This is a genomic window from Dactylosporangium sp. NPDC006015, from assembly GCF_040614215.1.
GTDB classification, from domain to species: Bacteria; Actinomycetota; Actinomycetes; order Mycobacteriales; family Micromonosporaceae; genus Dactylosporangium; species Dactylosporangium maewongense.
In genome coordinates this window covers 90,082-102,372 of record NZ_JBEXUD010000046.1, presented here as the reverse complement: position 1 = coordinate 102,372, position 12,291 = coordinate 90,082, and the positions used below count along the sequence as shown (strand labels likewise).

The 12,291-nt window shown below is 70.7% G+C and carries 12 protein-coding genes; 9 read left to right on the top strand and 3 right to left on the bottom strand.

Annotated elements, in window-relative coordinates:
• A partial coding sequence (locus ABZ321_RS47030) for a hypothetical protein (protein ID WP_354902871.1) occupies positions 1-596 on the bottom strand: 596 nt, incomplete at its 3' end.
• A gap of 493 nt (positions 597-1,089) precedes the next feature.
• On the bottom strand, positions 1,090-1,347 hold the full coding sequence (locus tag ABZ321_RS47025; RefSeq protein WP_344506393.1) for a hypothetical protein: 258 nt from the start codon (positions 1,345-1,347) through the stop codon (positions 1,090-1,092).
• 115 nt (positions 1,348-1,462) lie between these two features.
• On the opposite strand from ABZ321_RS47025, the gene ABZ321_RS47020 reads away from it, so the two are divergent.
• The 8 genes from ABZ321_RS47020 (at position 1,463) to ABZ321_RS46985 (ending at position 10,253) form a co-directional block, all read left to right on the top strand.
• Entirely contained in the window at positions 1,463-1,606 is a 144-nt protein-coding gene (locus ABZ321_RS47020; RefSeq protein WP_354902869.1) for a hypothetical protein, read from the top strand.
• A 51-nt stretch (positions 1,607-1,657) separates the two neighbouring features.
• On the top strand, positions 1,658-2,107 hold the full coding sequence (locus ABZ321_RS47015; protein ID WP_344506395.1) for an HIT family protein: 450 nt from the start codon (positions 1,658-1,660) through the stop codon (positions 2,105-2,107).
• Between the two features lie 134 nt (positions 2,108-2,241).
• Positions 2,242-3,219 carry a LacI family DNA-binding transcriptional regulator gene (locus ABZ321_RS47010; RefSeq protein ID WP_354902867.1) on the top strand — a complete coding sequence of 326 codons (978 nt, stop codon included), beginning with the start codon at positions 2,242-2,244 and terminating at the stop codon, positions 3,217-3,219.
• Between the two features lie 76 nt (positions 3,220-3,295).
• On the top strand, positions 3,296-4,486 hold the full coding sequence (locus ABZ321_RS47005; RefSeq protein ID WP_344506397.1) for a sugar ABC transporter substrate-binding protein: 1,191 nt from the start codon (positions 3,296-3,298) through the stop codon (positions 4,484-4,486).
• On the top strand, positions 4,483-5,343 hold the full coding sequence (locus ABZ321_RS47000; RefSeq protein ID WP_354902863.1) for a sugar ABC transporter permease: 861 nt from the start codon (positions 4,483-4,485) through the stop codon (positions 5,341-5,343). Before ABZ321_RS47005 ends, ABZ321_RS47000 begins: the two co-directional genes overlap by 4 nt.
• Entirely contained in the window at positions 5,340-6,149 is an 810-nt protein-coding gene (locus tag ABZ321_RS46995) for a carbohydrate ABC transporter permease (protein WP_354902861.1), read from the top strand. The genes ABZ321_RS47000 and ABZ321_RS46995 overlap by 4 nt, the downstream gene beginning before the upstream one ends.
• Positions 6,150-6,156: 7 nt before the next feature.
• Positions 6,157-8,103, top strand: coding sequence for a TIM-barrel domain-containing protein (locus ABZ321_RS46990; RefSeq protein WP_354902859.1), 1,947 nt, complete (start codon positions 6,157-6,159; stop codon positions 8,101-8,103).
• On the top strand, positions 8,103-10,253 hold the full coding sequence (locus ABZ321_RS46985; protein WP_354902856.1) for a hypothetical protein: 2,151 nt from the start codon (positions 8,103-8,105) through the stop codon (positions 10,251-10,253). Before ABZ321_RS46990 ends, ABZ321_RS46985 begins: the two co-directional genes overlap by 1 nt.
• An 82-nt stretch (positions 10,254-10,335) precedes the next feature.
• Here ABZ321_RS46985 and ABZ321_RS46980 read toward each other — a convergent pair whose 3' ends face one another.
• Positions 10,336-10,710 carry a DUF488 family protein gene (locus ABZ321_RS46980; protein ID WP_354902854.1) on the bottom strand — a complete coding sequence of 125 codons (375 nt, stop codon included), beginning with the start codon at positions 10,708-10,710 and terminating at the stop codon, positions 10,336-10,338.
• Positions 10,711-10,938: 228 nt separating this feature from the next.
• On the opposite strand from ABZ321_RS46980, the gene ABZ321_RS46975 reads away from it, so the two are divergent.
• Positions 10,939-12,288 (top strand): NAD(P)/FAD-dependent oxidoreductase, encoded by a 1,350-nt coding sequence (locus ABZ321_RS46975; RefSeq protein ID WP_354902851.1) that lies wholly within the window; start codon positions 10,939-10,941, stop codon positions 12,286-12,288.
• Positions 12,289-12,291: the final 3 nt, after the last annotated feature.

Genomic DNA, 12,291 nt, shown 5'->3' with positions numbered 1-12,291 from the left:
CTGTTGCGGATCGTCACGTTCTTGGCCTTGATCTCGATGTGGCCGTTGATGTCCTTGCCGTCGATGACCGTGCCGGCGACCGTGATCGTCATCGGGCCGGTGTACGGCGTCAGCGTCACCTTCTTGCGCGTGTCACCGGGCAGGCCCTGCGGGTAGCCGGTGTTGTTGGCGGCCGGGAAGCCGGCCACCGTGTAGGTCGGGTTGCCGCCCGCGCCCGGCGTCGTCGTGCTGGTGCTCGTCGGCGTGGGAGCCGTGGAGCCGGAGGGCGAAGCCGAAGCAGAAGCAGAAGCCGAGGCCGAGGCCGAAGCGGAGGGGCTACCCAGGCCGGTGGAGGCGGACGGGGCGACGCCCGTGCTCGCGGATGCGCCGGGCTGCGCGCCATAGGCGGGGAGAGCGCCAAGGTCGGGGAGATCCTTGCACGCGCTCAGGCTGCCGGCGGCGAGCACCGCCGCCACGATGCCGACGCCCGCGCGGCGCAGCGGGCTGCGGCCGGTCGCGGAGCGCGAAGAGGTCTGCGCGGGGTGGAGCGGGGACTCGTCGGCGGGGACGCTGGGCAGCCCGTCGGTGAGGTCATGCGAGGTGGAGTGCTGGTTCATGCTGTGGGAATCCTCCCGGTCAGTCGACATCCGTCCGTCGACGGCCATTGGCCTGTCGGATCTTGTCGGCATGAAAGTTCGGTCGGGGTTCCAGACCTAACTACAACTTTCCTTTGTCTGCGGTACACGCTCATTGGCTGCGTGATGACCGGCGTTCAGCGCCGTCCGAGACATTGCCGTAACCATTCCGTTCGAAAGCATGCCACGGTTCGGCGAGGGAATGAATCCTTGAGGTATAGACACACCGCTACCTTTAACAGCCTTAAGTCAAAGCTAAGAAGCAGTACGATTCAGAAAACCCACGTAAGCCCCGGATCGGACAAATCGGCGCAGGTTTTGAGTGACCCAGATCACACCTGTTGGTGCGGCCGAGAATGACGGTCTTCGTCGTTTCGGCGATGCCGCAAATCATACAGCCACATAGCCGTTTGGCCAGCGCCACCAGGCCTGACCAGCAAGCCGTCGATTCGGTTCCCGGAATCTGCCCGATGGCTCACTCCCGGACCTGCAGGTCGACTTGTGGCGTGGCGGACAGTTGGCCCATGTCAAGGTTGCGCCATTCCGCTGGACCGCAAACCGATTCCGAAATAGAACTTCCGGCATTGAGGGCCGGAATAGACCGGCCGAATTCGTGGCGGCGCCGGCACGGCACCATTCCCACGTTTGTCGTTTGCGGATTGCTGACGCTCGACGGCGGTTTCTCATTGTGATCGACGACCGCCAGATCCTGTTCGACGGACTCGATCCGCATGAGCGGCGGCCATCGGGGTAACCCGTGGATATGTTCGATCCCTGGACCTGGCGTGACCCGGCGGCACTCGCCGGCGGCTACAGGACCACGTCGACACCGTGAGCGCACCGTCCACGTGGACCGGACGCGGCAGCAGGTGAAGGACTCCCCCGCGTACGACCCGGACACCTTCACCCAGTCCGGCTACCGGGACCAGGTCGGCCGCTACTACACCGACAGCTACACGCGGGCCGAGCCAGGCACCGGCCCCGATCGGTAGAGCAGCAAACCCGGTAGCGCCCGTCTGGGCGCACTGGGGACCATTGCGCGCATGACACAGAACGCGACGCCGGCGGCGCAGGGGTGCATCTTCTGCGCCATCGCGGCCCGGCAGGCCGAGGCCAGTGTGGTGTACGAGGACGAGACCGTCGTGGTCTTCATGGACCTCAACCCCGTCACACCCGGCCACCTCCTCGTCGTGCCGCGCGTGCACGCGGTGGGCCTCGAAGACCTCGACGGAGTCACGAGCGCGCACGCCTGGTCGGTCGGTCACGACATGGCACGGGCGTTGCGGCGCTCAACCATGCGCTGCGAGGGAATCAACGTCCTCCTCTGCGACGGCGAGGTCGCCTACCAGACGGTCTTCCACTTCCACCTTCACGTCATCCCCCGCTACGCGGGAGACGGCTGGACCCTCCAGCACGACGCGCCGGAGCGCGAGCGGTCGCTCCTCGACAGCGACGCGCAAGCGATCAGAGACGCCATCGCGGCGACGGACTGACCGGTCCTTGCCGCCGGGTCTTGTCGCCGTGTTGCCGCGGTGTTACCGTCCACGCGTCGAACTGATTCGACAGTTCGACGGAGCCGGCTCGACCCAGTGCGGCCGGACCGCGGCGATGGGAGGAGACTCGGGCAATGGCAGTGACCATCGCGGACGTGGCCCGGCACGCGGGGGTGTCGCGCAGCACGGTGTCCTACGTGCTCAGCGGCAACCGCTCCATCTCGCCCGAGACGATCGCCCGGGTCGAGGCGAGCATCGCCGAGCTGCAGTTCCGGCCGCACGCCGGGGCGCGCTCCATCCGCACCAGGCGCTCCGGCGTCATCGCCATGGCGCTGCCGCTCGTGCACGGACCCCACAACCAGGTCCAGATGCCGTACGTGTGGGCGGCCCTCACCGCCGCCCAGGATGCCGGGCTGAAGCTGCTCATGCTCACCGACGACGACGGCACGTCCGCGATCCGGGACGCCGTCGGCACCGCGCTGGTCGACGGGGTGATGCTCATGGAGGTGCAGCAGAAGGACCCCCGGGCCAAGCTCCTGCGCACGCTGCAGTGCCCCGCCGTCCTCGTCGGCACGCCGGACAACCCCTACGGCCTGCCGTACGTCGACTTCGACTTCGTCGCCTGCGGGCGCGCCGCCGCCGAGCACATCGTCGAGCGCGGCCACACGCACGTGGGCTTCCTCGGGCAGCATCCCGAAACCTACCGCCGCGGCGCGGCCTACGCCGCCCACGCCCGCGACGGGGCCCTCGACGCGCTGCGCGAGCAGGGCGCCGCGGCGACCTGGACGCCCTGCCTGCCGACCGCCGGCGGGGTCGTCGACGCGCTGGGCGAGCTGCTCGAACGCGACCCGGACATCACCGCGATGGTCGTCTACAACGAGTGGGCGCTGCCGCTGGTGGCCGACCGGCTCACCGGGCTCGGCCGGCCCGACCTCGACATCGTCGCGATCTGCCCCGACGACGCCGTCGACCGGCTCACCACGCCGGTCACCTCGGTGTCCCTGCCGGTGGAGGAGCTCGCCCGCACCGCGGTGCAGCGCCTCGCCGGGCTGCTCAACAACGAGGTCCAGCCCTCCGTCACGATGCTGGCCCCGCTGCTCAAGGTCCGCTGAACCGACACCCCCGCCCACCGCACACCCTTCCGCCGGTTGTCGAATCAGTTCGACAAATCGAGAGAGGCCCACCCCCATGAGAAAACTCGCGGCCACCGTCCTCACCGCCCTCGCCCTCACCGCGTGCGGCAACGGAGCCGGCGGCACCAACGACGGCGCCGACACCCTGACCGAGATCGACTACTACGAGGCCGCGCCGCAGAACAGCCAGCTGCCGAAGCTGCTCGACGAGTGCGGCGCCCAGGCCGGCGTCAAGGTCCAGCACCAGCAGGTGCCGCGGGCCCAGTTCATGCCGAAGCTGCTGCAGCAGGCGTCCGCCCGGTCGCTGCCCGACCTCGCCCTCGTCGACAACCCCGACCTGCCGCAGCTGGCCGCGTCCGGCGGCCTGGTGCCGCTGAAGGAGCTGTCCACCGACGGGCTGTACCCCTCCATCGTGGCGGCCGGCAAGTACAAGGGCGACACCTACGGCATCGCGCCCGGCGTCAACGGCCTGGCGCTGTACTACAACCAGGACCTCTTCACCGCCGCGGGCCTCCAGCCGCCGAAGACCTGGGACGAGCTGACCGCCGCCGCGAAGGCGCTCACCAAGGGCACCCGCTACGGCATCGCCTTCTCCGCCGTCGGCACCGAGGAGGGCAGCTTCCAGTTCGAGCCGTTCTTCTGGACCGCCGGGGCGAGCCTCAGCCGGCTCGACTCCCCCGAGGCGATCAAGGCCCTGACCCTGTGGAAGGACCTCGTCGAGGCCAAGGCCGCGTCCAAGTCCGTCGTCACCTGGACCCAGGCCGACGTCAACGACCAGTTCATGGCCGGCAACGCCGCGATGATGGTCAACGGGCCGTGGCAGTTGCCGACGCTGAACAAGAAGAGCGACCTCAAGTTCGGCATCGTGCCGATCCCGATCCCCTCGCCCACCGCGAAGCCGGTGACCCCGCTCGGCGGCGAGATGTGGACGGTCGGGCGCAGCAACCCGCAGCGCGAAGCGAAGGCCATGTCGGTGCTCAAGTGCCTGCTGAGCCAGGACAAGAGCCTCGAGTGGTCGAAGGCGGCCGGCTACATCCCGAGCAACCAGGCCGCCGCCGCCCAGCTCGCGCAGAGCGACCCGCAGCTGTCGGCGTTCGTCGAGGAGATCGCCACCGCCCAGGCCCGCACCGCCGAGCTCGGCACCGACTACCCGAAGGCCAGCGAGGCGCTGTTCAACGCGATCCAGGCCTGCCTCGCGGGCGGGAAGTCGCCGGAAGAGGCGCTCAAGGCGGCTGCCCGAAAGTGAAGCGGCTCGCCTTCGTCGCCCCGGCGTGGCTGTACCTGGTCCTGTTCTACCTCTATCCGCTCGCCACCAACGTGCGGATGGGCTTCCAGGACTATACGGTCTCGTCCTTCTACACGGGCGTCGCGCCGTTCGCCGGGCTGCGGAACTACCGCGAGGTGTTCCGTGACCCGGCGTTCGCCGGCACCGTCACGAACACGGTCCTGTTCACCGCCGCGTCGCTGGCCTTCCAGTTCGGCATCGGCCTGGCCCTGGCGGTGTTCTTCCGCCGCCGGTTCCCGCTCAACGGCGTGCTGCGCTCGCTGCTGCTGGTGCCGTGGCTGCTGCCGCTGGTGGTGTCCGGCACGGCGTGGCGGTGGATTCTGGAGACGGACTCGGGCGTGCTCAACCAGTCGCTGCTCGGCCTGCACCTCATCGACGAGCCGATCCCGTGGCTGGCCAGCACGAGCGTGGCGCTCACCGCCGTCACGCTGGTCAACGTCTGGGTCGGGATCCCGTTCAACATGGTGATCCTGTACGGCGGGCTGCAGTCCATCCCCGAGGAGCTCTACGAGGCCGCCGCGCTGGACGGCGCCGGGGCGTGGCGGCGGTTCCGGCACATCACGCTCCCGCTGCTGCGGCCCGTCACGACGGTCGTGCTCACGCTCGGGCTGATCTACACGCTGAAGGTGTTCGACGTCATCATGGTGCTCACCCAGGGCGGCCCGGCCGACTCGTCGCAGACCCTGACGACCTTCTCCTACGACCTGTCGTTCCAGCAGCTCACGTTCGGGCGCGGCGCCGCCGTCGGCAACCTGCTGATCGTCGTCGCCGTGGTGTTCGCGATCGGCTACCTGCGCGCGGAACGGCGCTCGTCGTGAGGCGCGCGGCCAACACCACGATCGGCGTGATCGTCCTCGCCGTGATGCTGTTCCCGCTGTACTGGATGGTCAACGCCTCCCTGCTGCCGTCCACGGATCTCATCAAACCCTCGCCGGTCTGGCTGCCGGTCCACGGCACCCTGGACGGCTACCGCAACGCCCTGTCCAGCCAGGGAAGGCACCTGCTGACCAGCGTGTACGTCGCGCTCGGCACGGTCGGCGTCACGCTCGCCGTCGCCGTGCCGGCCGCGTTCGGCCTGGCCCAGCTCGGCGCCCCGCTGCGCCGCACGCTGCTGTTCGGCCTGCTGGTGGCGCAGATGATCCCGGGCATCGTCATGGCCAACGCGTTCTACGTCGCCGCCGACGAGCTGTACCTGCTCGACACCCCGCTCGCGCTGATCCTCGCCGACTCGACGCTGTGCGTGCCGTTCGCCGTGCTCATCGTGCACACGTTCATGCGCGGCATCCCGGTCCAGATCCGCGAGGCGGCCCAGCTCGACGGCGCCTCGGCGCTGCGCACGCTGTGGTCGGTGATCCTGCCGGTGAGCCGCAACGCGGTCATCACCGCCGGGCTGTTCTCGTTCCTGTTCGCCTGGGCGGACTTCCTCTTCGCGGTCACGCTGACCACCCGCGACGAGGCCGCCCCCATCACCGTCGGCATCTACCGCTTCATCGGCGCGCACATCAGCGACTGGAACAGCGTGATGGCCACCGGGGTCATCGCCTCGCTGCCGGTCGCCGCGCTGCTCGTCGTCGCACAACGCTACGTCGCGGCCGGCATCACCAGCGGCAGCGTCAAGGATTAGGAGAGCAATGACCACAGCGCTGACCTGGCGGCACGGCCACGACGTGCTCGTCGCCGAGCCGTGGGGCGCCGACAGTGTGCGGGTCCGCGCGGGCCGGCACCGCATCGCCGACGACCGGCCCGGCGCCCTGCTCGACCGGCCCGCCGACCCGGGTGCGTCCATCGTGGACGGTGCGCTCGTCAACGGCCGGCTGCGGGTCGAGGTGAGCGCCGGCGGGCTGCTCACCGCCCGCCGCGCCGACACCGGCGAGGAGCTGCTGCGCGAGGCGCCGGCCCACTTCTGGTGGCCGGGCCCGCGGCACTTCGAGCCGGCCGGCGCCGGGGGCCACCGCGTCGAGCAGCGCTTCGCCGCCTACGCCGGCGAGCGCTTCTACGGCCTCGGCCAGCACAGCCACGGCCGCTTCGACCAGAAGGGCATGGTGCTCGAGCTGCAGCAGCGCAACGGCGAGGTGAGCATCCCGTTCACGGTGTCCAGCCGCGGCTACGGGCTGCTGTGGAACACCCCGGCCGTCGGGCGCGTGGAGCTGGCCGTCAACGGCACCCGCTGGGTCGCCGACCGGGCGCCGCAGATCGACTACTGGCTCACCGCCGGCGAGCCCGCCGAGATCCTGCGCCGCTACGCCGAGGTGACCGGGCCCGCGCCCGAGCTGCCGGCGTGGGCGTCGGGCTTCTGGCAGAGCAAGCTCCGGTACCGCGGGCAGGCTGAGCTGCTCGAGGTCGCCCGGGAGTACCGTCGCCGCGGCCTGCCGCTGTCGGTCATCGTCGCGGACTATCTGCACTGGCGTCACCTCGGCGACTGGGACTGGGACGGCGAGGACTGGCCCGACGGGCCCGCGATGGTCCAGGAGCTGCGCGGGCTCGGCGTCGAGCTGGCGGTGTCGGTGTGGCCGTCGGTCAGCCCGCTGTCGACGAACCACGCCGCGATGCGCGACGCCGGGCTGCTGGTGGCGACCGACAGCGGCAGCGGCGTACACGCGGAATGGCCCGACGGCGAGACCGACGCGCCGATCGGGGTCTCGTTCTACGACGCCACGGACCCGCGGGCGCGGGAGTTCCTGTGGGCGCGGGTGCACGAGTCGTACGGCAAGGACGGCGTCCGCGCGTTCTGGCTCGACGCCTGCGAGCCCGAGATGCGCCCCGGCCACTTCCACAACCTGAGCCTGGCCGCCGGGCCGGGCGCCGAGGTCGCCAACCTGTATCCGCGCGAGCACGCCCGCGGCGCCTTCGAGTACCTCGGCCAGCAGGGCGAGACGGAGGTGCTGTCGCTGGTCCGCTCGGCCTGGGCCGGTTCGCAGCGCTACGGCGCGGCGCTGTGGTCGGGCGACATCCCGGCGACGTTCCCGGCGCTGCGGGCGTCGGTGCGGGCCGGGCTGAACGTCGCGATGAGCGGCATCCCGTGGTGGACGACTGACATCGGGGGCTTCCACGGCGGCGACCCAGACGACCCGGAGTACCGGGAGCTGCTCGTGCGCTGGTTCCAGTTCGGCGCGTTCTGCCCGCTGTTCCGCCTGCACGGCCACCGCGAGCCCCGCACCGACCGGGCCGGCGTCGGGGTCGGCGGCGGCCCGAACGAGGTGTGGTCGTACGGCGACGAGGCCTACGCCATCCTCGCCGCCTTCCTGCGACTGCGCGAACGGCTGCGCCCGTACCTGCACGAGCAGCTGCGCTCCGGCCTGCCGCTGCTGCGCCCGCTGCTCGTCGAGTTCCCGTCCGACGCCGCCGCCTGGGACGTCGACGACGCCTTCCTGTTCGGCCGCGACCTGCTCGTCGCGCCCGTCCTGTACCCCGGCGCGCGCGACCGCGAGGTGTACCTCCCGGCCGGCGCCCGCTGGACGCACACCGACACCGGCACCACGTTCCCGGGCGGGAGGACCGTCACCGTCGACGCTCCCCTGGCCCGGATCCCCTTGTTCCTGCGAGACGACGCCCGTCTCCCCGTCAATCAGGAGGATTGATGTCCCGCGCCGCTCCGCCAAGCCGCTTCATCGCCGTCCTGCTCCTCGGCATCTGCTCGATCGCGGTGCCGCTCCTGGCCACGCCTTCGGCCGAGGCCGCCGACACCACCGTCAACGTCGACTTCTCCGCGGTCGGCAAGACACCCACCTTCGCCGGGTCCGGGTTCCTGTACGGCCTCAACCAGGACGGCTCCGGGCCCGCCGACTCCCTGCTGCAGCCCCTGCATCCCACGCTGTTCCGCGGCGGCGGGGCGCGCATCGCCGGGCACGGCTGGATCGGCGACGGGTACACCGCCGGGTCCGCCTACCAGGTGCGCCTCAACTCCGCCGTCGGGCAGGCCCGGCGGGTCACCGCCGCGCCCTACAACGCCACCTACCACCTGCTCGTCTCCGACATCTGGGGCGCCGACACCGAGCAGCCGTCCAACACCGTGTACCCGTGCGACAACGGCGACTGCACCAACTGGCGCGCGTTCGTCAACCGGCTCGCCACGGACGTGAAGGCGTCGGGGGCGCGGGTGCGGTACGACATCTGGAACGAGCCCGACGGCACCGGCTTCTGGCCGCGCGGGGTCAACAGCGCGCAGTACTACCAGATGTGGAACACCGCGGTGACGCAGATCCGCCAGGTCGACCCGTCGGCCGTCATCGTCGGCCCGTCGTACTCCGGCTACAACCACGGCTGGCTCGACGCCTGGGTCGCGCGGACCAAGGCCGACGGCACCCTGCCGAACGTCCTCAACTGGCACTTCGGCAACGACCCCCTGGCCGACTCGGCCGACGCGGCGGCGATCCTGTCCGCGCGCGGGGTGGTGGCGCTGCCGCTCACCATCGACGAGTACCTCTTCTCCGGGCAGCAGCAGCCGGGGTACCTCGCCTGGTTCCTGTCCCGCCTGGCCGCGTCCAACGTCTCCGCGGCGGCGCACGCGATCTGGTCGGACTGCTGCGTCGCCGGCACGCTCGACTCGGTGCTGTGGAACGGGCAGCCCACCGGGCAGTGGTGGACGTACCGCGCCTACGCCCAGATGACCGGGAACCTCGTCGCGGCGACCGGCTCGGGCCCGATCGGCGTCGCCGCGAGCATCGACCGCAACGCCGGCCGCGCGGTCGCGTTGCTGGGCAACCAGACGGGCCAGACCGGCACCACCACGGTGGCGATCCGGGGCGTGCCGTCGTGGCTCGTCACCAGCGGCCGCGCCCGCGTCACCGTGGCCCGCATCGCCAACCAGTCCCCGCTGACCGGCCCGGCGGTCGTATCCAGCGCCGACGTCGCCGTCACGGGCGGCACGCTGAACGTGGCGGTGCCGATGACGTCGGGCTCGGACGCGTACACCGTCACGCTCGGCACCCCGCTGGACGGTGGTACCACGGGCGGCCCGCTCATCGTCGACGCCAACAGCCCCGACTTCTCGTACGGCGCGAACTGGGGCGTCACGACGGGGGTCCCGGACATGTTCAACGGCACCGCGAACTGGAGCCACGTCGCCGGCGCCACGGCCACCTTCCGCTTCACCGGCACCCAGGTCGCGCTGCACGCCGTCCGCGACGTCGACCAGGGCCGCATGACGGTCGCGGTCGACGGGGGCACCCCGGTCACGGTCGACAACTACGCCACCACGCGCAACGCCTCGGGCGTGGTGTGGACCAGCGCCGTCCTGGCGTCCGGCCCGCACACGCTGACGATCGTCAACACGGGCCAGCGCAACCCGTCGAGCACCGGCACCAACATCGCCCTCGACCGCGCCGACGTGACCCAGGCGGCGGCCGCGAGCACCTACGACGGCACCGACGCCCGCTTCGCCTACGGCTCCGGCTGGGGCCTGACCACGGGCGTGCCGGACATGTTCAACGGCACCGCGAACTGGAGCTTCACGGCCGGCTCGACGGCGACGTTCACCTTCACCGGCACACGGGTCGCCCTGCACGCCGTCCGCGACGCCGACCAGCAGATCATGGCCCTGTCGCTCGACGGCGGCGCCGAGACCCTGGTCGACAACTACGCCCCGACGCGCAACGCCTCGGGCGTGGCGTGGACGAGCCCGGTGCTCGCGGCCGGCTCGCACACCCTGCGGATCCGGTTGACCGGCACGAAGAACGCGGCCAGCAGCGGATGGAACGTGGCGATCGACAGCGCCGACGTTACGCCGTAGCCTCTCCTCCCCGGTCCCGGCCGTGCGGCGTCACGGCCGGGACCGCACCGGCGGTCAGGAATCGTCACGCACCCCGACCGGATCAGGTCGTGGAGGTCCTGGCGCCGGTCAGCCACTCGGCGAGGACGGCGGCCTGGCTGTGGTCGACGTCGTGGGTGGCGGTCAGCAGCGTCACCTTGTCGTGGGCGGCGATGGCTCGGAGATGCTCTGTGGCCTCCTGGCGCTCGGGCTCGCGCAGTTCGGTGAGGTAGCGGCGGCGGAACTCGTCGAAGCGGCCGGGTTCGTGGCCGTACCAGCGGCGCAGCTCCGTGGAAGGAGCGACGTCACGCAGCCACTCGTCGAGCTGCGCGTCCGCCTTGCGCATCCCCCGCGGCCAGACGCGATCGACCAGCACCCGCTTGCCGTCGTCCGGCGAGGACTCCTCGTAGATCCTGCGGTACGTGATGTCCTTGGTCACGGCGGTACTCCCCCACTGAGCGCACTCGGACGAGCCGGTGGACGTCGTCTTCCATCATGCGCCGACACGATGGGAACCAGGCCGCGGGGGCGCGGGAGGCGGCGGATGTGTCGGGGGCCGTGGACCTGGGTAGGGCAGCACACTCACGGGCAGCCGGGCGGGCAGCACTCGCGCGGCGGCGCCAGATCGTTGCTGCCGTCAACGACGAGGTACCTCAGAAGGAGGATCATGAAGAAGTCCTTTGATGTCGTCGTGATCGGAACTGGGGAAGCCGGCTCAACGGTGGCCGCGCGATGCCAGGCGGCCGGCCGGAACGTGGCGATCGTCGATTCCCGGCCCTACGGCGGCACCTGTGGGTTGCGCGGTTGTGACCCCAAGAAGGTGCTGGTGGGGGCGGCCGAGATCATCGACCGGAGAAGTCGCATGCAGGGCCGCGGCGTCACCGGGGATCTGCGCATCGACTGGCCGGAGCTCATCCGGTTCAAGGCCACGTTCACGGACCCGTTTCCCCGGCAGCAGGAGGAGATGCTCGTCAAGGAGGGGGTGGAGACCTTCCACGGGCGGGCTCGCTTCGTCGGCGAGCGTTCGATCGAGGTCGGCCAGGACGTGCTCGACGCCGCGAACCTGGTCGTGGCGACCGGCGCGTGGCCGAGAAAGCTGGGCATCCCGGGCGAGGAGCACCTCACCCGCAGCGACCAGTTCCTCGACCTGCAGGAGCTGCCCCGGCGGATCGTGTTCGTCGGAGGCGGCTACATCGCCTTCGAGTTCGGCCACATCGCGGCCAGGGCCGGCGCGACGGTCACCATCCTGCAGCAGGGCGACCGGCCCCTCAAACAGTTCGACCAGGACCTCGTGGCCCGGCTCCTGGTGCGCACCCACGACGCGGGCATCGACGTCCGGACCGGCGCCCAGGTCACGGGGGTCGAAGGAACGCCGGGGAACTTCAGGGTCATGGCCGCGACCGATTCGGGATCCGAGGTGTTCGAGGCGGACATGGTCGTCCACGCGGCCGGTCGCGCACCCGAGATCGACGACCTCGACCTGTCCACTGCCGGGATCGAGGTCGATCGCCACGGAATCCGGGTCGATGACTACCTGCGGAGCGTCTCGAACCCAGCGGTGTACGCGGCGGGGGACGCGGCCAGCAGCGGCGGTCTTCCCGAGACGCCCTTCGCTCAGTACGAGGGCGGCCTCGTCGCCGAGAACCTCCTGAACGGCGACCAGCACACGACGGACTACCGCGGCCGGGCGAGCGTGGTCTACTCGATCCCCGCATTGGGCGCGGTGGGGATGACCGAGCAGGAGGCCCGGGCCGAGGGCCTGAGCTTCGACGTGAAGCAGGCGGACACCTCGAGCTGGTACTCGGCGCGACGGGTCGCCGAGCCGGCATCGATGTACAAGGTCCTGATCGAGAAGGGCAGCGGCAGGATTCTCGGCGCGCACCTGTTGGGCCCCGAGGCCGACGAGCTCTCGAACCTCTTCGCGCTCGCCATCCGGGCGGACATCCGCGCCGACGCGCTGAGGGAAGCGCTGTTCGTCTACCCGACCCAGGCCTCGAACATGGCCTGGATGGTGTAGCAC

Excerpts from the sequence above, each read along its gene's own strand:
- ABZ321_RS46985 (WP_354902856.1), top strand. The coding sequence starts at position 8,103 with ATGTCCCGCGCCGCTCCGCCAAGCCGCTTCATCGCCGTCCTGCTCCTC.
- ABZ321_RS47010 (WP_354902867.1), top strand. The coding sequence starts at position 2,242 with ATGGCAGTGACCATCGCGGACGTGGCCCGGCACGCGGGGGTGTCGCGC.
- ABZ321_RS46990 (WP_354902859.1), top strand. The coding sequence starts at position 6,157 with ATGACCACAGCGCTGACCTGGCGGCACGGCCACGACGTGCTCGTCGCC.
- ABZ321_RS47025 (WP_344506393.1), bottom strand. The coding sequence starts at position 1,347 with ATGCGGATCGAGTCCGTCGAACAGGATCTGGCGGTCGTCGATCACAAT.
- ABZ321_RS46975 (WP_354902851.1), top strand. The coding sequence starts at position 10,939 with ATGAAGAAGTCCTTTGATGTCGTCGTGATCGGAACTGGGGAAGCCGGC.
- ABZ321_RS47015 (WP_344506395.1), top strand. The coding sequence starts at position 1,658 with ATGACACAGAACGCGACGCCGGCGGCGCAGGGGTGCATCTTCTGCGCC.
- ABZ321_RS47005 (WP_344506397.1), top strand. The coding sequence starts at position 3,296 with ATGAGAAAACTCGCGGCCACCGTCCTCACCGCCCTCGCCCTCACCGCG.